The sequence below is a fragment of the Flavobacterium sp. genome (assembly GCF_041911335.1).
In the GTDB taxonomy this organism is placed as follows: Bacteria; Bacteroidota; Bacteroidia; order Flavobacteriales; family Flavobacteriaceae; genus Flavobacterium.
Window position 1 is genome coordinate 11,604 of sequence record NZ_JAYRPD010000038.1, and the last position, 23,758, is coordinate 35,361.

25 protein-coding genes are annotated in these 23,758 nt (G+C 32.9%); 7 read left to right on the plus strand and 18 right to left on the minus strand.

Translation table 11 applies throughout. The features are described 5' to 3' along the window. Position 1: 1 nt before the first annotated feature. The 6 genes from mraY to mraZ are packed head-to-tail and all read right to left on the minus strand — an operon-like array spanning position 2 to position 6,429. Positions 2–1,222: a phospho-N-acetylmuramoyl-pentapeptide-transferase gene (mraY, locus tag ACE3PD_RS06075; protein ID WP_374400570.1), complete on the minus strand. Its 1,221-nt coding sequence runs from the start codon at positions 1,220–1,222 to the stop codon at positions 2–4. A gap of 57 nt (positions 1,223–1,279) precedes the next feature. Beyond that, positions 1,280–2,743 carry a UDP-N-acetylmuramoyl-L-alanyl-D-glutamate--2,6-diaminopimelate ligase gene (locus tag ACE3PD_RS06080; RefSeq protein WP_374400572.1) on the minus strand — a complete coding sequence of 488 codons (1,464 nt, stop codon included), beginning with the start codon at positions 2,741–2,743 and terminating at the stop codon, positions 1,280–1,282. Beyond that, positions 2,740–4,722, minus strand: coding sequence for a penicillin-binding protein (locus tag ACE3PD_RS06085; protein ID WP_374400574.1), 1,983 nt, complete (start codon positions 4,720–4,722; stop codon positions 2,740–2,742). The genes ACE3PD_RS06080 and ACE3PD_RS06085 overlap by 4 nt, the downstream gene beginning before the upstream one ends. Next, on the minus strand, positions 4,713–5,069 hold the full coding sequence (locus ACE3PD_RS06090; protein ID WP_374400576.1) for an FtsL-like putative cell division protein: 357 nt from the start codon (positions 5,067–5,069) through the stop codon (positions 4,713–4,715). The genes ACE3PD_RS06085 and ACE3PD_RS06090 overlap by 10 nt, the downstream gene beginning before the upstream one ends. A gap of 6 nt (positions 5,070–5,075) precedes the next feature. Continuing rightward, entirely contained in the window at positions 5,076–5,984 is a 909-nt protein-coding gene (gene rsmH, locus ACE3PD_RS06095; RefSeq protein WP_374400578.1) for a 16S rRNA (cytosine(1402)-N(4))-methyltransferase RsmH, read from the minus strand. Next, positions 5,959–6,429 carry a division/cell wall cluster transcriptional repressor MraZ gene (gene mraZ, locus ACE3PD_RS06100; RefSeq protein WP_026724226.1) on the minus strand — a complete coding sequence of 157 codons (471 nt, stop codon included), beginning with the start codon at positions 6,427–6,429 and terminating at the stop codon, positions 5,959–5,961. The genes rsmH and mraZ overlap by 26 nt, the downstream gene beginning before the upstream one ends. Before the next feature lie 335 nt (positions 6,430–6,764). Here mraZ and ACE3PD_RS06105 point away from each other — a divergent pair, with 335 nt between their 5' ends. Both ACE3PD_RS06105 and yihA read left to right on the plus strand, forming a co-directional pair. Continuing rightward, positions 6,765–7,520, plus strand: a complete 756-nt coding sequence (locus tag ACE3PD_RS06105; RefSeq protein ID WP_374400580.1) for an alpha/beta fold hydrolase — start codon at positions 6,765–6,767, stop codon at positions 7,518–7,520. Between the two features lie 131 nt (positions 7,521–7,651). Further along, positions 7,652–8,272, plus strand: a complete 621-nt coding sequence (gene yihA, locus ACE3PD_RS06110; RefSeq protein ID WP_026724228.1) for a ribosome biogenesis GTP-binding protein YihA/YsxC — start codon at positions 7,652–7,654, stop codon at positions 8,270–8,272. A gap of 42 nt (positions 8,273–8,314) precedes the next feature. On the opposite strand, the gene gldC is transcribed toward yihA, so the two are convergent. Together gldC and gldB are read right to left on the minus strand one after the other, a co-directional pair. Then, the gene (gene gldC / locus ACE3PD_RS06115; protein WP_374400583.1) at positions 8,315–8,641 is read right to left on the minus strand and encodes a gliding motility protein GldC; all 327 of its coding nucleotides are present in this window, start codon (positions 8,639–8,641) and stop codon (positions 8,315–8,317) included. A 2-nt stretch (positions 8,642–8,643) separates the two neighbouring features. Next, entirely contained in the window at positions 8,644–9,606 is a 963-nt protein-coding gene (gldB, locus tag ACE3PD_RS06120; protein ID WP_374400585.1) for a gliding motility lipoprotein GldB, read from the minus strand. Positions 9,607–9,687: 81 nt separating this feature from the next. On the opposite strand from gldB, the gene nadE reads away from it, so the two are divergent. Continuing rightward, positions 9,688–10,494 carry an NAD(+) synthase gene (gene nadE, locus ACE3PD_RS06125; RefSeq protein WP_374400587.1) on the plus strand — a complete coding sequence of 269 codons (807 nt, stop codon included), beginning with the start codon at positions 9,688–9,690 and terminating at the stop codon, positions 10,492–10,494. 78 nt (positions 10,495–10,572) lie between these two features. Continuing rightward, positions 10,573–11,202 (plus strand): LuxR C-terminal-related transcriptional regulator, encoded by a 630-nt coding sequence (locus tag ACE3PD_RS06130; protein WP_374400589.1) that lies wholly within the window; start codon positions 10,573–10,575, stop codon positions 11,200–11,202. Here the strand turns inward: ACE3PD_RS06130 and dnaG are convergent. The 6 genes from dnaG to rlmN all read right to left on the minus strand — a co-directional run bounded on the left by dnaG (position 11,199) and on the right by rlmN (position 18,677). Further along, a complete protein-coding gene (gene dnaG, locus ACE3PD_RS06135; RefSeq protein WP_374400591.1) occupies positions 11,199–13,175 on the minus strand; it encodes a DNA primase in 1,977 nt (658 codons plus the stop codon). The genes ACE3PD_RS06130 and dnaG overlap by 4 nt on opposite strands. Before the next feature lie 221 nt (positions 13,176–13,396). Continuing rightward, positions 13,397–15,007 (minus strand): hypothetical protein, encoded by a 1,611-nt coding sequence (locus ACE3PD_RS06140; protein WP_374400593.1) that lies wholly within the window; start codon positions 15,005–15,007, stop codon positions 13,397–13,399. A gap of 34 nt (positions 15,008–15,041) precedes the next feature. Further along, entirely contained in the window at positions 15,042–15,725 is a 684-nt protein-coding gene (locus tag ACE3PD_RS06145; RefSeq protein WP_374400595.1) for a hypothetical protein, read from the minus strand. Between the two features lie 71 nt (positions 15,726–15,796). After that, positions 15,797–16,375: an RNA polymerase sigma factor gene (locus ACE3PD_RS06150; protein WP_374400597.1), complete on the minus strand. Its 579-nt coding sequence runs from the start codon at positions 16,373–16,375 to the stop codon at positions 15,797–15,799. Positions 16,376–16,613: 238 nt separating this feature from the next. Beyond that, positions 16,614–17,594, minus strand: coding sequence for a polyprenyl synthetase family protein (locus ACE3PD_RS06155; protein WP_374400599.1), 981 nt, complete (start codon positions 17,592–17,594; stop codon positions 16,614–16,616). Positions 17,595–17,636: 42 nt separating this feature from the next. Then, entirely contained in the window at positions 17,637–18,677 is a 1,041-nt protein-coding gene (rlmN, locus tag ACE3PD_RS06160) for a 23S rRNA (adenine(2503)-C(2))-methyltransferase RlmN (RefSeq protein ID WP_374400601.1), read from the minus strand. A 12-nt stretch (positions 18,678–18,689) separates the two neighbouring features. On the opposite strand from rlmN, the gene ACE3PD_RS06165 reads away from it, so the two are divergent. Genes ACE3PD_RS06165 through ACE3PD_RS06175 form a run of 3 tightly spaced genes read left to right on the plus strand, consistent with a single transcriptional unit; the run spans position 18,690 to position 19,947 of the window. After that, complete coding sequence (locus ACE3PD_RS06165) at positions 18,690–19,016, plus strand: hypothetical protein (protein WP_374400603.1); 327 nt, start codon at positions 18,690–18,692, stop codon at positions 19,014–19,016. After that, positions 19,017–19,304 carry a type II toxin-antitoxin system RelE/ParE family toxin gene (locus tag ACE3PD_RS06170; protein ID WP_374400605.1) on the plus strand — a complete coding sequence of 96 codons (288 nt, stop codon included), beginning with the start codon at positions 19,017–19,019 and terminating at the stop codon, positions 19,302–19,304. Between the two features lies 1 nt (position 19,305). Next, the gene (locus ACE3PD_RS06175) at positions 19,306–19,947 is read left to right on the plus strand and encodes an O-methyltransferase (protein ID WP_374400607.1); all 642 of its coding nucleotides are present in this window, start codon (positions 19,306–19,308) and stop codon (positions 19,945–19,947) included. Here the strand turns inward: ACE3PD_RS06175 and ACE3PD_RS06180 are convergent. From ACE3PD_RS06180 to ACE3PD_RS06195, 4 genes are all read right to left on the minus strand, one after another. Beyond that, positions 19,931–20,506 carry a phosphatase PAP2 family protein gene (locus ACE3PD_RS06180; RefSeq protein ID WP_374400706.1) on the minus strand — a complete coding sequence of 192 codons (576 nt, stop codon included), beginning with the start codon at positions 20,504–20,506 and terminating at the stop codon, positions 19,931–19,933. The two genes, ACE3PD_RS06175 and ACE3PD_RS06180, sit on opposite strands and share 17 nt — an antisense overlap. Beyond that, complete coding sequence (locus ACE3PD_RS06185) at positions 20,506–20,853, minus strand: twin-arginine translocase TatA/TatE family subunit (protein ID WP_374400609.1); 348 nt, start codon at positions 20,851–20,853, stop codon at positions 20,506–20,508. The genes ACE3PD_RS06180 and ACE3PD_RS06185 overlap by 1 nt, the downstream gene beginning before the upstream one ends. Positions 20,854–20,953: 100 nt before the next feature. Continuing rightward, positions 20,954–23,230: a M1 family metallopeptidase gene (locus ACE3PD_RS06190; protein ID WP_374400611.1), complete on the minus strand. Its 2,277-nt coding sequence runs from the start codon at positions 23,228–23,230 to the stop codon at positions 20,954–20,956. A gap of 15 nt (positions 23,231–23,245) precedes the next feature. Then, positions 23,246–23,752 (minus strand): DUF6702 family protein, encoded by a 507-nt coding sequence (locus tag ACE3PD_RS06195; protein WP_374400613.1) that lies wholly within the window; start codon positions 23,750–23,752, stop codon positions 23,246–23,248. Positions 23,753–23,758 lie beyond the last annotated feature (6 nt).

Consider the following 23,758-nt stretch of genomic DNA (forward strand, 5'->3'; position numbering starts at 1 on the left):
CTTATCTTAATTTTAAAGAAACGAGTGAAAAAATCGCTAATAGAATTCCGACAATCCAAAAACGCGTTACGATTCTACTTTCGTGATAGCCTTTTTTCTGATAGTGATGATGCAATGGTGACATTAGGAAAATTCGTCTTCCTTCGCCGTATTTCTTTTTGGTGTATTTGAAATAACTCACTTGAATCATAACCGATAAATTTTCAGCTAAGAAAATTCCGCAGATTACTGGAATTAATAATTCTTTACGAATTGAAATGGCAATTACAGCGATGATCCCACCTATCGTTAAACTTCCTGTATCTCCCATGAATACTGATGCTGGATAAGCATTATACCAAAGAAATCCAACTAAAGCTCCAACGAAAGCAGCGATGTAAACCGTCATTTCACCCGAATTTGGAATGTACATGATGTTCAAATAATCAGAAAAAATGATGTTTCCTGAAACGAACGTGAACAATCCGAGTGTTAGTACCGAAATTGCAGAAGTTCCTGCGGCTAAGCCATCTATTCCGTCGGTTAAATTGGCTCCGTTTGAAACGGCTGTGATAATTAAAATTACCATTGGAATGAAAATCAACCAAGCGTAATCTTTGTAATTATCGCCCATGAACGATAAAACTTCAGCATAATCGAATTCGTTATTCTTGAAAAACGGAATGGTAGTTGCCGTTGATTTTTCTTCTAAATCGGCTGGTTTTATATTGTTTTCGATTTTTATTCTTGATGCCATTGTATCTTTTCTAACAGTTACATCTGGACTCAAATACAAAACGGTTCCAACAATTAGCCCTAAACCAACTTGCCCAATAACTTTGAAAATCCCTTTTAAACCTTGTTTGTCTTTTTTGAAAATTTTGATGTAATCATCAATAAAACCGATAGTTCCCATCCAAAGTGTGGTTACAATCAATAAAATGATGTAAATGTTATTCAACTTCGCCAATAACAAAACTGGAATTAAAGTCGCCAAAATAATGATGATTCCTCCCATTGTTGGCGTTCCAGCTTTAGCAGTTTGTCCTTCTAAACCAAGTTCACGAACCGTTTCACCCACTTGTTGATTTCTCAAATAGTTGATGATTTTTTTACCGTAAATCGTAGCAATTAACAACGACAAAATAAAAGCTAATGCCGAGCGAAAAGTAATGTATTGAAACACTCCTGCTCCAGGAACATCAAAGGCTTTGTCTAAGTATTGAAAGATGTAATATAACATAGTTTAAAAGTTTATGTGTTAAAAGTTTAAAAGTTGGCACTTGAAAACTTTATGCTACTATTTATTCAATTGTTTTAATAATTCGGTTACTATTTTTAAATCGTCGAAATCGTGACGAACTCCGTTAATTTCTTGATACGTTTCATGACCTTTTCCTGCGATAAGAATAATATCGTTTGGATTTGCCAATTGACAAGCGGTTTTAATGGCTTGTTTTCTATCTAAAATCGAAACTGTTTTCTTGAAATCTTGAGGTTCTACTCCTTTTTCCATTTCTTCGATAATCGTTTCTGGATTTTCGGTTCTTGGATTATCTGACGTAAAAATGGCTTTATCACTCATTGAAGAAGCAATGTTTGCCATAATTGGTCTTTTCGTTTTATCTCGATCACCACCACAACCAACAACTGTGATTAATTGTTCGTTTTTAGTACGAATATCTTCTATGGTTTTTAATACATTTTCCAATGCATCAGGTGTGTGAGCGTAATCTACAATTGCTGTGATTTTTGAATCTGAAACTATAAATTGAAAACGTCCAGAAACACTTTCTAATTCGGAAAGCAAGCGTAAGGCCTCTGTCTTTTCGATTCCTAATTCAACTGCTACTCCGTAAATGGCTAATAAATTATAAGCGTTGAATGAACCAATTAATTTCACCCAAACTTCGTTATCGTTGATTTTTAACAACAATCCTGATAATTGGTTTTCTAAAATTTGGGCTTTGTAATCAGCATATGATTTTAAAGCGTAGGTTAATTTCTTAGCTTTTGTATTTTGCAACATTACCAATCCGTTTTTATCGTCGATATTGGTAATCGCAAAAGCTGATTTAGGTAAATTATCAAAGAATGATTTTTTTACATCTCTGTATTCTGCAAACGTTTTGTGATAATCTAAATGATCGTGTGATAAATTGGTAAAAACACCACCTTCAAAACGTAAGGCCTCTGTTCTTTTTTGATGAACGCCATGCGAAGAAACTTCCATAAAGCAAAATTCGCAGCCTTCTTGCACCATCAAATCTAAATACTTGTTGATGGTTAAAGAATCTGGAGTGGTATGTGTTGCTTTAAATTCTTGTTCGTCAACCATAATTTTTACGGTTGATAACAAACCAACTTTATAACCTGCTTTTTTGAATAATTGATATAATAATGAAGCGATTGTAGTTTTACCATTTGTTCCTGTTACACCAACTAATCTGATATTTTCTGAAGGATTTTCGTAGTAATTAGCTGCTAAAAAAGCCAAAGCTTCGTTAGAATCTTTTACTTTAATGTAAGTTACGCCGTTTACAATTACTTTTGGAAATTCTTCACAAATTATTGCAATAGCACCAAGACTTAATGCTTTTTCGATATAGTCATGACCATCGGAAAGTGTTCCTCTAATGGCTACAAAAACATCGTTCAATTCAATTTTTCTCGAATCGAATTCAATTTTTGAAACAGTAATATCGGTAGCTCCATGAACTGCTTCAATGTGTACTTTATATAATATGTCTTTTAATTGCTTCACGATAATTCGATTATGATAGTTTGATTTTTGTTAAAAGCTTGTCCCGATGTTAGTGATTGTTTTTTCACTCTTCCCACACCAATAACTTTTACTTTTAATCCTAAATTTTCTAATAAAGCTACAGCGTCCATTCCATCCATACCTTTTACATTTGGCACAATTCGCTCTTCATTTTCAACTTTTTTATAATATTCTGCGTAGCTTTTTTCTTGAGAAACTACTTTCGCATCAATATTTTTAACATGATTCATAGAAGGTGAATCGGTGAATATTTTTTGTGCGATTCTTTTAAAAACAGGTCCAGCAACATCGGCACCATAATATCCAGCGGCAACATTGGGTTTATGAACTACTACAATACAAGAATATTTAGGTTCGTCTGCTGGAAAATAACCCACAAAAGATGAAGCATAATATAATTTCGATTTGTCTTTATAATTTACCTGAGCAGTTCCCGTTTTTCCTGCCATTGAGAAATCTTTGGAATACAATTTAGAACCAGTTCCTTTCTTTACTACATTTTCCAAAACGGCATGAACTTTATCTAAAGTTTCTTGCGAACAGATTTTCGGATTGATGACTTGAGTATCAAATTTTTTGATGGTTTTATTCCATTCTTTGATTTCGCTAACGAAAATTGGTTTCACCATAACTCCATCATTGGCAACTGCATTATATAATGTTAAAGTTTGTAATGGTGTAACGGATAATCCATAACCAAAAGCCATCCAAGGCAATGCTACTCCCGACCAACGATTTGTTCCAGGTTGAGGAATAACTGGAATTCCTTCTCCTTTTATTGGTAAACCAAGAGGTTTGTTTAATCCGTAACTATTGATTCTATCTACGAATTGTTTTGGATTATTTTTATAACTCTCATAAACCGATTGTACTAAAACGGTATTTGAAGAAACTTCAAAACCTCTTGCCAAAGAAATTTTTCCGTAACCACCTTTATGAGAATCTCTTACTCTTCTTCCGTAATATTGAATTTCGCCACCAAAAGAATTATAAACCGTTCCGGTGTCTGCTTTTTTATCATCTAAAACCGCAATCAAATCCATTAATTTGAAAGTCGAACCTGGCTCATGCGATTCTGTAATAGCGTAGTTCTGCGTTTCATAATACGAACCGTCATCAGCTCTTCCTAAATTTGAGATGGCTTTGATTTGGCCTGTTTTAGTTTCCATTACTACCACACAACCGTGATCGGCGCTGTAATATTCCAATTGTTTTAGTAACGCATGATGTGCAATATCTTGAATGTAAACATCAATCGTTGAAATGATATCATAACCATCTTGAGGCTCTTTTTCATTTACATCATTAATAGGTTTCCACTGATTTTTTGCAATTTTTTGCATCATTCTGTGGCCATTTTTTCCGTTCAAATAATCGCGAAAAGCGTACTCTAAACCTTTACCATCCTCGTTTGAACGTTCGTAACCAATGGTTCTTTTTGCCACCAAACCAATTGGATGTTCTCTCACAATTTTTTGCTCAATAATCAATCCTCCTTTGTTTGCTCCTTTATTAAATAATGGAAACGATTTTAATCGCATTTGCTCGGTATAACTTAATTTTTTAGCAATAAATAAGTAGCGACTTTTGTTAGCTCTTGCCTTTTGCAATTTTGCTTGATAATGTCCGGATGATTTACCAAACATCACTGAAAGTGAATCCGAAAGTGCTTGAATATTTTCTTTGAAAAGTTCTGATGAAGGCGCTACAGCATCAAAATAAATAGAGTATTCAGGAATTGACGTAGCTAATAAACTACCATCTGCTGAATACACATTTCCTTTGTTAGCAGGAATAGTAAAATTTTTAACTGTTCTTTCTTGTGCTAACTTTCTATAATACGGTCCTTCAACCCATTGAATATTGTTGAGTTTGATCAATATCAAAACAGCCATCACGAGGAACATGAAAGCTACAAAATACATGCGGTACGATATTTTTTTATCTTCTACTGCCATATTTTCAATTTATCCCAAAAACTCTTTTTATTTTCTTTATCTTCAACTACTATTTTCACAGGTGGCACTTCAGAAGGATAGATTTTGCGAGCTTCCATTTTTTTAGCCACTGTAGATTCCATTTTTAACTTCATCAATTCCGAACGACGGTCTACAAATTCAGAACGCAATTCTTTTACTTGATTCGTTAATTCGGTAATTCGGTAATTTTTTGCATCGTATTGATGATTGTTTGCTATAGCCATCATTCCTAAGATTACCAAAAAAACGATGAATTTCCAGTTCTTAAGAGCGTCATCACTTATAAGAAATTTTGCTTTTAGTAAACTGTAGATTCCGTTTTTCATGTACTGCTATATTTTTTCTGCTACTCTTAGTTTTGCACTTCGTGCTCTGTTGTTTGATGCTATTTCCTCTTCTGTAGGAACAATTAATTTTTCAATGATTTTGAAAGGAACTTTAAAATTTCCGAAGAAATCTCTTTCGGGTTCTCCTTCAAACATGCCGTTTCGCATGTAACGTTTTACCAATCTGTCTTCTAATGAGTGATATGAGATAACACTCAGTCGGCCTCCAGGTTTTAGAATCTCTAACGATTGTTCTAAAAACTCTTTCAACACATCCATTTCCTGATTCACTTCAATACGAATGGCTTGATATATTTGAGCTAAAATTTTATTGCTTTTGTGTCCAGGTAAAAATTTCGCTAACACTTTTTTCAATTCGTCCGAATTTCGTATTTCTTTATCTTTTCGAGCGATTACGATTACGTTTGCCATAGCTCTAGCGTTTTTTAGTTCGCCGTAATCAAACAAAACTCTTGCAATATCTTGTTCGTCGTATTCATTAACCACATGATATGCACTGATATCACCTTTTTGATTCATTCTCATATCCAATTCGGCATCAAATCGGGTTGAAAAACCTCTTTCTGCTACATCAAACTGGTGTGACGAAACGCCTAAATCGGCCAAAATTCCATCTACTTGCTTGATTCCGTGGAAACGCAAAAAACGTTTTATGTAACGAAAGTTTTCATTAATTAAAGTGAATCGTTCGTCGTCAATTGCGTTTTTCAAAGCGTCTAAATCTTGGTCAAAAGCGAATAATTTTCCGTTTTCACCTAAACGACCCATAATTTCTCTCGAGTGACCGCCACCACCAAAAGTAACATCCACATACACACCATCAGGATGAATATTCAATCCATCAACTGTTTCTTTTAACAATACTGGATTATGATATTCCATCTTCGTCGTCATTAAAATTACCCATTACTTCTTCTGCTAAATCTGCGAAATCACCCACAGCATTTTCAATCGCATTTTCGTATTTATCTTTATCCCAAATCTCGATGATATTGATAGCTGAATTCAACACAATATCTTTATCAATTTGAGCAAAAACCACTAAATCTTTCGGAATTAAAAGTCGCCCTGTTGCATCAATCTCAATCATTTTAACTCCTGCTGTAAATCTTCTGATAAAATCGTCATTCTTTTTATTGAAACGATTTAGTTTATTGATTTTCAACATCATTTTATTCCATTCCTCCATCGGAAACAACTCCAAACAAGGTTGAAAAACCGAACGTTTCAATACGAAACCTTCCTCTAAAGAACCCAATTGTTTCTTTAGCGACGTAGGCAGCATCAGCCTTCCTTTGGCATCCACTTTACATTCGTATGTTCCGATCAATGTTTTCAACTTTTCTTTTCGATTAGAATATGGACAAATTTAGAAAAATTTTACCACTTTTTACCACAAACTACCACTTTGTTAATAAGTTTTTGGATTTCAAAACTCGATTTTCCACTTTTAACAAAAGATTATTTGCAAAATCAAGAATTGAGAAGATTTGAAGCTTTAAAATCAACTAAGCCGATTTATACTATTTTAGTTAAATTTTCAATAAAATTGTTGATAACTAACATTTTACAAGTTGTAAAAGCATAAAAATTAGCCTGTCATTTTTTTCTTTACTTTCATCAATAAAATAGTATATTTGTCAATCATTAGAACTAATACCTTAAGTGGATTTTATGTTAAAAAAAGAAAAAAAATACACCTATTTTGAAGCTGGCGAAGGAACCCCAATAATCATTCTTCATGGTTTAATGGGCGGCTTGAGTAATTTTGATGGTGTAGCTAATTTTTTCCCTCCTAAAGGATACAAAGTGGTGATTCCAGAATTACCTATTTACACACAAAATATTTTAAAAACCAACGTTAAAGCTTTTTCAAAATTTGTTAAAGACTTTGTCGTTCATAAAGGATTTGACCAAGTAATTCTTGTTGGAAATTCACTAGGCGGACACATTGGATTGTATTTTACTAAAATGTATCCTGAACTTGTAAAAGCTTTAGTAATTACAGGAAGCTCAGGTTTATATGAAAGCGGGATGGGCGAAAGTTACCCAAAACGCGGTGATTACGAATACATCAAAAAGAAAGCGCAAGACGTTTTTTATGATCCAGAAATAGCAACTAAAGAAATTGTTGACGAAGTTTTTGCAACGGTTAATGATAGAATCAAATTGATTAAAACTTTAACGATTGCTAAGAGCGCTATTCGTCATAACATGGCAAAAGATTTACCAAAAATGACCACTCCAACTTGCATTATTTGGGGAAGAAATGATAAGGTGACACCACCAAATGTAGCTGAAGAGTTTGATAAATTATTACCAAATTCAGAGTTGTTTTGGATTGATAAATGTGGACATGCTGCCATGATGGAGCATCCAGAAGAGTTCAATCAAATTTTGTTTGATTGGTTACAAAAGAAGAATTTATAATAGTTCCCCTTTTTGGGGAATTTTATTTTATAGCCTATGAAATCACCACTAACAAACTGTTTACGTAAGTAAACACCAATTATTAAAAAGGTGATAACATATGTTACCGCTAAAAAATAAAATTTAAACATATGAAAATTAATACCGCCGAATTCGTAATTAGTAATTCAGAAGTAGACAAATGTCCAAAAGACCGCTTACCTGAATACGCATTTATTGGTCGTTCCAATGTGGGAAAATCATCATTGATTAACATGTTGACGAACCATAAAAATTTGGCAAAAACATCATCAAAGCCAGGAAAAACCCAGTTAATAAATCACTTTAAAATCAACAACAATTGGTTTTTAGTGGATTTACCAGGTTATGGTTATGCCCGAGTTTCTAAGAAAACTAAAGCCGTTTTCCAACAATTTATTATGGATTATTTTGAGCGAAGAGAGCAACTAGTTTGTGCTTTTGTTTTAATTGACATTCGATTAGAAGCTCAAAAAATCGATTTGGAATTCATGGAATATTTAGGTGAAAGTGAAATTCCGTTTGCGATTATTTTTACCAAATCGGATAAATTGGGTAAAAACAAAGTCAACAATCATGTGGAAGCTTACAAGAAACAATTATTAGCGGGTGATTGGGCTGAAATGCCTCCATATTTTGTTACCTCTTCATTGGAAGCTATTGGTAGAGAAGGAATTTTAGAATACATCAACCAAATTAATGAAGACATTTTTAAAGATAATGGATTTGTTTAAAAATAAATAAAACAAAAAAGTCGCTATTTCTAGCGACTTTTTTTATGCTTTTAAATCCATTTTTTCAGCGAAGTAATCACAAAAATCGCGCATGGTATCTGACATTTTCTCATCAGCTGTAGCGCGTTGAAAGGTATCTGCCATTGCTACTAAGGTTTGATGAAAGAATAGCTTCATTTCATCAATTGGCATATCTTTTGTCCATAAATCTATGCGAAGTGTTTCTTTTGCTTTGCTATCCCAAACTGACAATAACATTGCTTTTGCTTCTTCTTGCTCTACGCCACCATCTTGTGCTGTCCACAATAATTTTTCTGGAACGTTATTTTCGTCTAATCCTACTGTTATTTTTATATCTGATGTTTTCATATTTATTGCTTCTTTGGTTTGTATTTTGAATTGTCGAAGATAGTTTTAGCATCCATAGCTAATAATTCTTGCAAAGTTACATCTTCATGATTTTCCATATAGCTTCTTACGATTTGCCAACCTAACCATTGCCCTACTCTTCCTGGGGTTTGGTTATCAATTTCTAAATAGAATTTCGAAAAAGGAGCTGGTTTTATAAAACGTAATTCGTTCTTTGGATTAGAATCGAACAATAATTTGTTTTCGACTAAATTACTCCACATGAAATATTCATTTTCTTGACAGAATTTGATTTGCATATCGGTATAACCAATTTTATCCGCATCTGAGTAAAACGGAATCAATTTATCTTTTACATACAATTCTTTTCCGTAATAAATCATTGCCGAAAGTAAAGTTCTATCAGTTGGAGGCGCAATTTTCCCATAACAAAAAGTCGAAACTAAATCGGGTAAAATTTGATTTGGTTCTAAACTTTGCTTTTTATATTCAGGAAAATCCACATAAAAACGGTGTTCCTTTCCTAAATAACAATCTAAAGACACCAAAGCTAATGTATCTACATAAAAAGATTTTGCTTCCGTATCTACTTCATTAATTAAGGTAATTACTCTTGGTGTTTTGAATTTTGGAAAATAATACTGCACGTAAGCAAACATTTTTTCCATATCGGATTCAATTGGTCCTAATGTTGGATATTTCACCTGTACTTCTTTATACAACTCTTTCAACAATGGTTGCTTTAACTTATTTACCCAAACAGAATCTGGGTTCCCTTCCGGAAAAAAGAAAGGGTATTGGGCTTTAATTTTTTGTAAATCTTCTGGTTTGGATTGATAAAAAATCTGATCAAATCGCTCCACTTTAAATTCAACTGGAATTTTTGCCACAGCTTCCTCAACTTTACTTTCTTCCTTGCAAGAAAATAAAGCAACAGCAACAAGAGCAAATAATAATTTCTTCATGTAGTGTATTTTTTATACTTTTATGGAACCAAAATTAGTTTGCAAATATACAGTTATCGACTTATAAATTTTCATAAAAAAATGACAAATTCCAACAGCTTTCAAGCCGAAAAAATCAACCAACATATTGTACAATGGTTACACGATTATGCTAATAACGCAAAAGTAAAAGGTTTTGTTGTAGGAATCTCAGGCGGAATTGACAGCGCTTTAACTTCTACTCTATGTGCGCAAACTGGATTACCAACATTATGTGTAGAAATGCCAATCCATCAAGCGGAAAGTCACGTTAATAGAGCTAATGAACACATTGATCAGTTAAAAAATCGTTTTCCGAATGTTTTTAACGAAAGAGCTGATTTAACTCCCGTTTTTGAAACGTTTAAAAATCAAGTTACATCGAGTGAAAATGAAGCTGTTTTGAATTTATCTTTAGCCAATACGCGTGCGCGTTTACGAATGACAACTTTATATTATTTTGCAGGAATTCATGGATTATTAGTAGCTGGAACTGGAAATAAAGTTGAGGATTTTGGCGTAGGATTTTTTACAAAATATGGCGACGGGGGAGTTGATATTAGTCCGATTGCAGATTTAGTAAAAAGCGAAGTTAGATTACTTGCTGAATTTGTACAAGTCCCAGAAAGTATTTTAAAAGCCAAACCTACAGATGGTTTGTTTGGAGATGACCGAAGCGATGAAGATCAAATTGGTGCAAATTACGACGAATTAGAATGGGCGATGAATCAAATGGATAACGGAAAAACCCAAGAAGATTTTTCTGGAAGAGAAGCCGAAGTATTCAAAATCTACAAAAGACTAAATACTATTAACCAACACAAAATGAATCCTATTCCAATTTGCAGTATCCCAAAAGACCTCAAATAATTATCTTCATAATTAACAAGTAATTACATTTTTTTATTAACTTTGATAGTATATAATGAATAATATAATTTTTTAGTTATGATTAAAATAGGTATAGCAAACAGTTTACCCGTTGTATCCCAAGGATTACAATCGTATTTTCAAGGTAACACCAGAATGGAAATTGTAGCATCAGCTAAAAATTTAGAATCATTACTTAATGTTTTAAATAATAAACGCTGTGACATACTCCTTCTTGATGTTGAATTAGAAGGTTTATCTAGTATAAGAGATATAAAAAGTTTATTGAAAGATTTTCCCGAAACTAAAATTGTACTTTTTACTAACGTTTCTGAACAAATGTATGCGCCAACAGCTATTAAAGCTGGTGTTTCGGCTTATGTTTCTAAACGAAGTGATTTAAAAGAACTAGAAGCTACAATTGCAAAAGTATCGGAAGGAAAAGTTGTTTTCAGTGAAACTGTTAAGAAAAGCATAGAAATGCTGAGTAAAGGAAAAAAATCGGAACGCTTGTTTAAAAAATTATCTACTAGAGAAATTGAAGTTCTTCGTTACCTAAATGACGGTAAGAAAAACAAAGAAGTAGCCCAAATTCTAGGTTTAGATGAAAAAACAATCAGTACGTATAAATTGCGTTTGTTGGCTAAATTAAATGTAACCAACTTAGTGGATTTATTGAAAAAAGCAAAAGATTTAGATGTAATTTAATTGTATCTTGAAAGAACTCTGCCCAAGTTTTTAGAAAAGATATGTGTTAACCCCAAATAAGCCATTACCATTTCCAGAGTTTCTGAGTTATCAGAATTTTCGTCGGTTGAAATTGAATTTTTCAAATCGTCGATAATGTTATTGACTAAATACCATCGCAATGTGATAATCGTCTCGGTTACGTATTGGCTTATGGTTTCTTCCTTTTGTTTAACATAGATTTGTTGCACTTCCCAGTTATGTAACATCTCACGTTCTTCACTCATAAGAATCGTGGTGACTTCTTGCGCTAATTCTTCAGGGAGTTGCATTAAATATTTATCCAACTCAAACACTTCATTTTCATTGAAATACGCAATTAAGTGATTGTAAATCGCTTTAAAAATTGGATTCGCTAATTCCACTTCATCCTCTTGCAAACTCAGATAAATACGTTGGAAAACTTTATACGTATTTTGCTCTTTTACCTCAACAGTTTCACCTTCTTCATTTTGAGCTAAAATGGTGTCTTCAAATTCTGCTTCTTTATCTCCATACAACAATAAAATCTGGATGATTTTGTGTTCCAATTCGTATTGAATATCAACTTTTGTTGTGGGTTGAGCAATATCATTCCTTACAACTTCAAAGGCCTTTTGTTCCTCTTTAAATTGCTTATTAGCTTCCGATAAATCTTTCTTAACTAATTGCGCTAGCGTATTGAAAAGTACATCTTCGGAAATATCCATGATTCGGGAACATTCCTTAATATAGACTTCACGTTTAATTCGGTCTGGAATTTTAGAAATACTAACAACCATATCACGAATTAAATCGGCTTTTTTAATTGGATCATTTTTAGCTTCTTGCATCAATAAAGATGCCTTGAACTGAATAAAATCTTTGGCGTTATCTTCGAAATACAACAACAAATCTTCATACGAAGTTTTTCTCGCAAAACTATCCGGGTCATCACCATCAGGAAACGTACACACTTTAACGTTCATTCCGGCTTCCAAAATTAAATCAATTCCTCGAATCGAAGCTCGAAGTCCAGCCGCATCACCATCGAAAAGAACGGTAATATTTGGTGTTAAGCGATTAATTAATCGGATTTGATCAGGTGTTAAAGCCGTTCCTGAAGAAGCCACAACATTTTCAATTCCAGCTTGATGCATTTGAATAACATCGGTATACCCTTCCACCAAATAACAATTATTTAGCTTAGCGATAGCTTGCTTCGCATGGAAAATTCCGTATAAAACTTTACTCTTGTGGTAAATATCACTTTCGGGTGAATTGAGGTATTTTGCAGCTTTTTTATCATTGGTCAAAATACGACCTCCAAAACCCAAAACACGTCCGCTCATACTTTGAATCGGGAACATCACACGACCTTTGAAACGGTCGAATTGCTTGTCCTCTTTCACAATCGAAAGTCCGGTTTTATCTAAATATTCTAGTTTATATCCTTTTCCTAATGCTTCTTTGGTAAAAGCATCCCAAGTTTCAGGCGAATATCCTAAACCGAATTTTTTTATCGTTTCAGATGTAAAACCACGTTCTTTAAAATAAGACAATCCGATGGCTTTTCCTTCTTCCGTTTCTAATAAAGTGTGATGAAAATATTTCTGTGCGAATTCGGAAACCAAATACATGCTTTCCTTTTCATTGGCTTGCGCTATATCTTCGTCGGTTTGAACCGTTTCTTCAATTTCGATATTGTACTTATTCGCTAAATATTTAATGGCTTCGGGATAGGTAAAATGTTCGTGCTCCATCAAGAATGTCACGGCATTTCCGCCTTTCCCAGAAGAAAAATCTTTCCAAATTTGCTTTACAGGCGAAACCATAAACGAAGGCGATTTCTCGTTCACAAACGGAGACAATCCTTTTAAGTTACTTCCAGCGCGTTTGAGTTGTACAAAATCACCAATTACCTCCTCAACTCGGGCGGTTTCAAATACTTTTTCTATGGTGTCTTTTGATATCAATCTTAACGTTAAGGTGTTTAACTGTTGAATTGTTTAGAAAATAAGTCAAATTATGCTTGACAAAATTACATCTCTAAATTTGAAGTGGCAAGTTACAAAGTTTTTGAAAAATATAGCTATTAGCATCTAAATCATTTAAAAACAAAAAAAGCACTTCATATGGCTGAAGTGCTTTTTAAACAGAGAACTTAACTTAACTTAACTTAACTTAACCCCAAATTTTAATTAAAATCAAAGCGTATACCCAATGAAACGTTGTTTTGATCTATATTATTGTTCTTGAACATCGGATTTAAGTCATATTTAACATATAGACTGGTTTGACCATATCCTAAATAAGCGCTTAACCCGTATGTAAAGTCAGAAACATTGAAATCTCCTTTTTGTTTTTCTTTTACTTTAACATCATCAATTTCATATTTCAAAATTTGTTTTGATTTTATGCGAACACCTCCATAACCTCCAATTCCTAAACGAACTGACTCGTGTGTTCTGAAGTATGTTTTAGTTCCGTCTTTTGAAAGTTTTTTAGGTGTGAAATCGAATTCTAAATGCAATGGCGCTGTTAAATACACATTTCTAAAACGAGAATCATCTAGTTTTATCGTTGACGTAACTAAATCTGTTTGGTCACCATTTTTTACAAAATAACGGTTATCCGTAGGACGAAGATTATTATACATTAATGAAAGTCCGTATTTAGCGTGAAGCAAATTGTTGTTTTTGAAAATTCTTGAATTATAAGTAACTCCCCATTCATAAAAATGCGAACCCCAAACTCTGTAATCTGAATCTTCTAAATTTTCGCCATCGGTAATTACATTATTTAAACCAAAAGCAAAAACAAATTGCGAGGTTGTTCTTTTTGATTTTCTTTCGGCTTTTTCTTTTTCTCCATTATAAATTTTCATAGAACCCAAGTTAATTTCCGTTCTATTTTCACCAATCGAATCCTTTGAACTACTACCCAATACAATCATCATCCCTCCTCTTTTTGGCTTATCATTAGAATCTGTGATTTTTCCATCTACTTTATCTTGAACCAATTGTGCTAATTTTGCTTCTTCAATTGCTACTTTAGTTTCAATATTATTAGCGCGTTCTTGAGCAATATTCGTTTTTAATTCTTGTGCTTTCTCAGGGGTAATTTTTCCTTCATTTACTTGCAAATCGATTGCCTCAACTTCTTTTTTTAAGGCGTTTTTTTCTTCGGCAGTAATCATTTCAATGCTGTTTGCAATTGCTTTAGCTTTATCTTCAAATGAAATACTTTTTGAATTTCTACCTTTTATAATTCCTGTTTCTGAAACAGAATCTTCTACAATTTCAAGTTGAATATCTTTAAACCAAATTTGACCTGTTCCATCCAATAAAACTCCGTAAGAAAAATCTGTTGCGTCTTGAGGCACAAATAAAACAACTTCGTATTTAGTCCAATCATTTGTTCCTTCAATAGCTCTATTTTGCATATTATCAAAAGAAAGAACTTTATCATTATAGTAATCGATACGCATCCAAAGTCCAGCCCAAGATTTTACTTTTTCACTTTTGACATAACCCGTCATTTTGATAGTTTTACCTAAATATAAATCAGGTTTACTCGATTTCATTAAAGTTCCAAAACCATCTATCTTTTTATCGATAGATCGTATAGTAAAAACTTCTTGCTCGTTAGATGTTGATTTTTTTGACAAACCCATTTCATAACTCTCGGGCTTAGTTCCGCGTGCCATCCACTCGGTTGATTTTTCTATGGTTTCTAGCTCCTGAGCAACTGCCTTTGTTAGGAAACTAAACACAATAATAATTGTGTACAAAATAATTTTTTGCATGACTGTTTGATTTTTAATTAATGATGATTTTTATTTATTCGTAATTTCTATTGGCTAATGCCGATTTGGCATCTTGAAATTTTCTATTTAATTTATCCAAAGTAGTTTCTCTGTAATTTTCATCTAATTCTTTTTCAACGTTTGTTAGTAACGAATTAGCATCTACTTTCATCTTAGTTTTTGGACTTATTTTTTTATCTGAAGTGATTACTTTTTCACCTGTTTGAACTTCGGCTAATAAATTTTCTGGAGAAACGTATTTGTATGAGTTTGGTGATGGATGATGGATGATGGATGATGAATTATCTTTAGTTAAATCCTCCTCTTTTGTCAATTTATCTGTCTCTTCAGATTTTTTGTTTGTTTGCGTTTTTGAAAAACTTACTTCATTTTGAACTAAAACGGGTTGCTCTTTTTCAACTGAAATTTCATCTATTTCATTAGTTTCAACCGTATCAATTTCTTCGTTTATAGTAGTTACTATTGGTGTTGAATTATTAATTTCGGTTTTTTCGTTTGAATTGAAAAGGAAAAATCCCAATCCTAAAAAAAGTATAGTTGAAGCGGCTACAAAAAACCATCCGTAACCTTTCTTTGGCTTTTTTTCTTCTGAAACCGTAAGCATAGCATCTAAGCGATCCCAAGCTTGAGCTGATGGCTGAATTTCTCTAGCATTCAGTTTTTCTCTTATTTGATTATCTAATTTATTTGGTTTCATAAATTTCGTTTTATTTTTTATAGGTTATTTATGCAATCGCCTTAAATTCATTGGTGTTTGTTTTCAACAAACTATCTAATAGTGGCGATGTCATTTAGTTTGTTTTTTAATTCGATGATTTGTTGTTGCAATAACTTTCGGGCATGTGATAATTGCGATTTTGATGTTCCTTCACTTATTTTGAGCATTTCGGCTATTTCCTGATGTTTGTAGCCTTCAATCGCATATAAATTAAAAACCATTTTATAACCGTCGGGCAAATTGTCAATAATATTTTGAATGTCATCTACCGAAAAATCTTCCATTTCATACACCGATTCATTCTCGCTAACCGTAATATCTTCGATATCTTGGTGATTGAAATTATTCTTTTTCACCCGAAGAAAATCGATACATTCATACACCATAATTCTTCTAATCCAACCTTCAAAACTACCTTTATGTTCAAAATTTTTTAGATTAGTAAATACTTTCATAAATCCAGTAATCATTACATCTTCTGCGTGGTGAATGTCTTTTATGTATTGACGACACACACTTAACATTTTAGAAGAAAACTTAGCATAAATCTGCTGTTGTGCTTGTCGATTATTTTCGACAGCCAACATAATGAGCTGCTTTTCTTCTTGATGTAACTGGATAACTTTCATTTTCAAGTTCAATGTCAAGTTCAATATCAAAATCAAATTTATACTATTTGAAATTGATTTTTGTTCTTGCTCTTGTTGTTGAATTATTGCTTCTAATTATATAGACGAGAATGATTTTAAAATGGTTGTATGAATCTTTAAAAAAATAAAAAACTTATGATTCTGGAACACAGATTGAAATAATTAAAGAAATTTTTAAAATTGAAACTGACTTTTGTCCTTGAAATTGAAATTGTTTTTATTTTTTTCTTTCAATCACGTAATTTACCATTAAAATAAGGGAATCTTTGTATGGAGATGTTGGGAAATCTTGTAATAACGAAAGTGCTTCTTGCTGAAATTGCACCATTTTTTCTTCGGCGTAAGTTAATCCGTTTTTGTCTTTTACAAATTGGATAACTTCTTTTACGCGCTTTTTATCTTTGTTGTGATTTTTAACCGAATTAATTACCCAACTTTTTTCTTTGGGTGAACAATTATTCAACGCATAAATCAACGGCAAAGTCATTTTTTGTTCTTTGATGTCGATTCCAGTTGGTTTTCCGATGGCGTCATCAGTATAATCGAATAAATCATCTTTGATTTGAAACGCCATTCCAATAAGTTCTCCGAATTTACGCATTTTCTCTACTAAAACAGCGTCATCAGGAGCCACAGAACAAGCGCCAAGCGAACAACATGCCGCGATTAAAGTAGCTGTTTTTTGACGGATGATTTCGTAGTAAATATCTTCAGTAATATCTAATCTGCGAGCTTTTTCAATTTGAAGCAATTCGCCTTCACTCATTTCGCGAACGGCTACTGAAATGATTTTTAATAAATCGAAATCGTTATTATCGATAGAAAGCAATAATCCTTTTGACAACAAATAATCACCTACTAAAACTGCAATTTTATTCTTCCAAAGGGCGTTTAAAGAGAAAAATCCACGACGTTTATTACTATCATCTACCACATCATCATGAACTAAAGTTGCGGTATGAATCAATTCAATAACCGAAGCACCACGATACGTTCGTTCGTTAATGGAACCACCCGAAACCATTTTAGCGGTTAAGAAAACAAACATGGGTCGCATTTGTTTTCCTTTTCGATTTACTATATAATGTGTAATTCTATTTAATAAAGCAACTTTTGAAGACATGGAATCGCGAAACTTCTCTTCAAAGAGTTCCATTTCGGAGGCGATGGGTAGCTTTATTTGTTCGGTTATTTTCATTGAGGTATCAAAAGTACGAAAACAATTGCTAAAGGCAAAAATTTAAGATTTATTCGCCAATTGCCCGCAAGCCGCATCAATGTCTTTACCGCGACTTCTTCTCACTTTAGCTACGATATTATTTTTTTCTAAAGCAGTTATGTAAGCATTTGTCACTTCTTCTGAGGCTTGTTGAAACATACCGTCATCTATAGGATTATATTCAATCAAGTTTACCTTACAAGGAACATACTTACAAAATTTCACCAAAGCGTCAATCGATTTTTTATCGTCGTTGATTCCTTTCCAAACTACGTATTCATAAGTAACTTTACTTTTGGTTTTTCTGTACCAATATTCTAAACTCTCACGCAAATCGGTTAAAGGAAAATTTTTAGTAAACGGCATAATTTCATTTCGAATTTCCTCAACAGCTGAATGTAAGGAAACCGCTAGTTTAAATTTCACTTCATCATCCGCCATTTTTTTAATCATTTTCGGAATTCCAGATGTGGAAACGGTAATACGTTTTGGTGACATTCCCAAACCTTCGCTAGAAGTAATCATGTCAATCGCTTTCATCACGTTTGGATAATTCATCAAAGGCTCACCCATTCCCATAAAAACGATGTTTGATAAAGGTCGGTCGTAATACAAACGACTTTCATTGTCAATTGCGGCTACTTGGTCGTAGATTTCTCCTGGCTCCAAGTTACGCATACGTTTTAATCGAGCGGTTGCACAGAAATTACAATCTAAACTACAACCTACTTGCGAAGAAACACAAGCGGTAGTTCGAGTTTCTGTTGGAATCAAAACCGATTCTACAATTAAGTCATCGTGCAAACGAACGGCATTTTTAACGGTTCCATCTTCGCTACGTTGTAAGGTATCTACTTTAATGTGATTGATTACAAAATTAGCTTCTAACATAGCACGCGTTTCTTTAGACACATTGGTCATATCTTCAAAAGTATGAGCTCGTTTTTGCCATAACCACTCATACACTTGGTTACCACGAAATGCTTTGTCTCCGTTAGCAACAAAGAAGTTACGCAATTGTTCTTTAGTAAGTGCTCGTATGTCTTTTTTCTCGATTTGCATGGTGCAAAAGTAATGAATTTAGAAATTAGAATTCAGAATTTAGAAAATTGGATGAATTCTTTTTGTATTTTTGTTAAAAAGAATTTTATGGGAATTCCTGAATTAAAAGAAATGATTAAATTAAAACTTGAAAATGCAGATGAGCGTGTGCTTCGTATTGTAGATTCGGTTTTAAATGAATATTCGAAAGAAACTATTGCTTTTGATTCGAAAGGTTATGCTTTAAATTTAGAGGAATATCAATTAAAAGTTGAAGAAGGTTTTGAAGACCTTAAGAACAATAAAACTTTTACTAACGAAGAAATGGCTTCAAAAATTCAGCAATTAAAAAAGCAATAAATGATGTTTTCAGTTATTTGGACTTCAAAATCATTCGAAGATATTTCAAACATACATCATTATCTCTCCAACAAAATTTCATCAGAAACTGCAAATAAAATAATTGACGAAATTTATCAAGCTGCAAATTCGATTACTTTTGTAGAGCAATTTCAAATTGATGAATACCGAAAAGATTGTAGGAGAATTATTGTCAGAAATTACAAAATTCTTTACTACATCAAAGATTCTGAAATATTCGTAATTAGAGTTTTTAACACATTACAAGACCCAACCAAAAGTTTATAAAATGCATTTCATATCAGAAGATTTAGAAGATTACGTAGCCAATCATTCACAAGCGGAACCCGAATTATTAGCAAAATTAAACAAAGAAACTCATCAAAAAATAATGCAACCTCGTATGTTGAGTGGTCATTTTCAAGGTAGAGTTTTGAGTATGCTTTCAAAAATCATTCGTCCGAAACATATTTTAGAAATCGGAACGTATACTGGTTATGCCGCTTTATGCTTAGCAGAAGGATTAGCTGAAAATGGAACTTTAGATACAATTGATATTGAAGAAGAATTAGTAGATTTCCAAAATAAATATTTCGATGCTTCTCCATGGAAAGACCAAATTTTCCAACACTTAGGAGATGCTATTGATATTATTCCAACTTTAAATAAAAAATTCGATTTGGTTTTCATTGATGCCGACAAAGAAAATTACGTGAATTACTTCCACTTAATAGTTCCCATGATGAATAAGGGCGGAATTATCTTATCCGACAATGTATTGTGGAGTGGAAAGGTGTTGGAAGAAGTAAAGCCAAATGACAAAAGTACCCCTGTTTTATTAGAATACAATCAACTATTGAATACTGATCCAAGAGTAGAAACGGTTTTATTGCCTATTCGTGATGGTTTGACGGTTAGTCGTATTTTGTAATGAAATTGTATTTTTTACCTAAAAACAAATACAATTTATAAAAACCAAAACCAAAAATTCCACCAGCAACATAACCAGCCAATATATCTCCAGGATAGTGCAATCCTAGATAAATTCTACTGTAAGCAAAAATTAGTGGAAACAAAAACAATAAATAGGTATGCTTGTAATAGCTACGAAGGATTAACACAACAAAAGTTGTTGTTGCGAAAGAGTTAGAAGCATGGCCAGAAAAGAAACTGAATGACTTTCTAGTAATTACTTCGCGCATAATACCATCGAATTCTGGATTGTTACAAGGGCGTAAACGCTCGAAAGAATATTTGAATAGATTGGTGATTTGATCTGTAAAAGTAATTAAAGCAGCCAAAAAAAGAATGATAATTCCTAAGCCTTTCCAACCCACTTTTTTTTGAATGAGATAAAAAACTGCAATAAAAAATGGCGACCAATAAATCTGTTTTGTGATAATCATCCAAAAACCATCAAATGGCTCTGAACCTAATCCGTTTAAGAAAAGGAATAATTCTTTATCTAAGTTAATTAACTGCTCCAAAATTACATTTGTCTTTTAATAGGTCCCGTAATGTTTTCGATATCTTCTTTTACTTTTTCGATTGGATTTTGAACATCTAAATTGATATTTTCCATAGGATTTACCATTTTTGTAATACCTTCTTTAGCTTTTGCGATTTCTTCAGAAACACCACCCGTTAAGGTATTCATATCCAAACCTGCATCTTGAGTTCCTTTTTGAATTTCACTTTTGATTTCGTTTGTGGCATTTTTCAATTGCGCCATACCTTTACCTAAAGCACGAGCAATATCTGGAATCTTATCCGATCCAAATAACATCAAAACAACTAAAATGATGAAAAACAATTCACCTCCACCTATTCCAAACATAGTGTATTTTTGAAAATTAACTTCGCAAAGTTACAAAGTTTTAGCCCTAAATTCTCTTAAAGTAATCAAAAAAAAGACTATCCGAAGATAGTCTTGATTCTTATTTTTTTTCTAAAGTATCAAATTTAGAAACCGTTTCACCTTTAGGCCAATAGTTGTTTTCAACGTCAACGTCGGCTGTTTCTAATTTTGGATCCACTTGAATTTTCACCACTTTTTTCTCTGTAGCAAAAACTCTTTTGGCAACATCGTTGTTCTTTCTCCAAATTTGAGCTGGGAATTTGTGAGTTTCACTAGTCCCATCTTCGTATTGTAATTCAACAATGATTGGCATGATTAATCCTCCTGGTTTTTCAAATTCTACTTCGTAGAAATACTTAGGCGATTTTAATGCATTCTTTTCTTCAACAGTATAATTTTTATCTAAATAATCAGCAAGAGCTTGAACGTTTTTAGCATCAAATCCTTTCTTTAATTCAGGTTTAAAATCTGGATTATCCTCAGCAACTAAGTATAACATTGGCTCACCATCACTGATCTTTCTTCCTCTTCTATTGAACATCGCTTGTGTTTCTTTTGAAGCTTCTGTTGAAACAAAATATTGTTTTACTGATTTCACTCCAATATCAGTATAATCAGTTGAATAGAACCAACCTCTCCAAAACCAATCTAAATCAACAGCAGAAGCATCTTCCATAGTTCTAAAGAAATCTTCTGGAGTTGGGTGTTTGAATTTCCAACGATTCGCATATGTTTTGAAAGCGTGGTCAAACAATTCTCTTCCCATAATAGTTTCTCTTAAAATATTCAATCCAGTAGCTGGTTTTCCGTAAGCATTAGCTCCAAATTGGTAAATATTTTCAGAATTCGACATAATCGGTTCTAAATATTTTTGATTACCTTTCATGTAAGGTACAATATTTTTAGCTGGACCTCTTGTCGCTGGAAAGTTTGGATCAAAAGTAGTTTCTGTTAAATACTCTAAGAAGGTATTTAAACCTTCATCCATCCAAGACCATTGTCTTTCATCTGAATTTACAATCATTGGAAAGAAGTTGTGTCCTACCTCGTGAATAATTACCCCTAACATTCCATATTTAGTTCTATCACTCACAAATCCTTTTTCGTCTGGACGTCCATAGTTCCAACAAATCATTGGATATTCCATCCCTTGATCTTCTGCCGAAACTGAAACTGCTTTTGGATAAGGATAATCAAATGTAAAATGAGAATATGTTTTCAAAGTATGAGCTACCGCTTTTGTAGATAAATCTCCCCAAAGTGGATTTGCTTCTTTTGGATAAATTGAAATTGCCAAAGGTTTGTTTGTTGGCAAATCAACTGCCATAGCATCTAAGATAAACTTCCTTGAAGTTGAAAAACCAAAATCACGTACGTTTTGCGCTTTGAATTTCCAAGTTTTCTTTTTGTCTGAAAACCCTTTTTCCGCTGCAATTGCTTCTTCTTGTGTAACGATAATAACTGGCTTGTCGAATGTTCTTTCAGCTAATTCCCAACGTTTTACTTGTTCTGCAGTAAAAACTTCACTTCTATTTTGTAAAACACCCGTTGCTTCCATTACGTGATCAGCAGGAACTGTGATACTTACGTCATAATCTCCAAAAACTAAAGCGAACTCTCCTCTTCCCCAAAACTGCATATTTTGCCATCCTTCAACATCATTATAAACAGCCATTCTTGGAAAAAACTGCGCCATTACATACAGACGGTTTCCATCAGGAAATTGCTCATAACCCGTTCTTCCGTTATTAGCTCCTTCCATGTAATTTACAATATTGTACCACCATTTGATAGAAAAAGAAATTTTCTCTCCATTTTTCAATGGCTTAGGCAAATCGATACGCATCATGGTTTGATTGATGGTATATTTCATTGGATTTCCTTTAGCGTCTTTTACGTATTCAATATTGAAACCACCTTCAAAAGGTTTGTCCATATATTTTTTTGTAAAATTACTTACCGTAATAGCCTTATCCATGTTTTGACTTTCCATTAAAGGAGTCTTAGAATCGGGTCTCTCAATATTTTGTTCTAATTGTACCCAAAGATATTCTAATGCTTCAGGTGCATTATTGTAATAAGTAATTGTTTCAGAACCGTAAAGTTTTTTGTTTTTATCATCCAATTCCAGATTCATTTTGTAATCTGCTTTTTGTTGATAATACGCTGGCCCTGGAGCTCCAGAAGCCGTTCTGAACATATTTGGAGTGGCCATTTCTTCATACATCTGACGAAACTTATTCTCATTGTAATGTCCAGGCTCACGCTTTTTCTCTTCTGTTTTTACTTCTTGAGCAAAAACTCCAAAAGAGATAGCTAAAGTAAAAAAAGCACTAAGTACGATTGACTTTTTCATAGGATTCAATTCTTTTTAATAGTCTATTTTTTGGTTGGTTTCTGTATTAGTAAACAAAAAGCTGTTTTTGTTACCGTTTATATTTGTATGCACGATATTTTGTTGCTCTTTGTAAATTTCTGTTAGTAATGTATTAAAGATTTCGAAGGTATTTATTTTTTTTGAAACGGCAATTTTAGTGTAAAAAATTAACACATCACCTTCTAATTCTTTAGCTAAAAATTCAACATTTTGTGATTTCTTATTGATTGAAATTTTAATTTTTTCTTTCAAATATTCATGAATTAAAGCATCTGCATTTTCAACTTCTTTTGATGTTGTGAGATAAAACTTCTTTTTAAATTTTTTCTCCAATGCTTTTTCAAGGTCATCAATAAAAATTCGGGAAGTTATTTCTACTCGTTTTTTATTAGGAACAAAATCAATCTGTGTAACTGACACATAAAACTTATGCCAAGCAAACGAAGTCATTAAAAGAACCAGAAAAATAGGCAATATAAATCGTAGTAAATTCTTTTTCATTTGGTA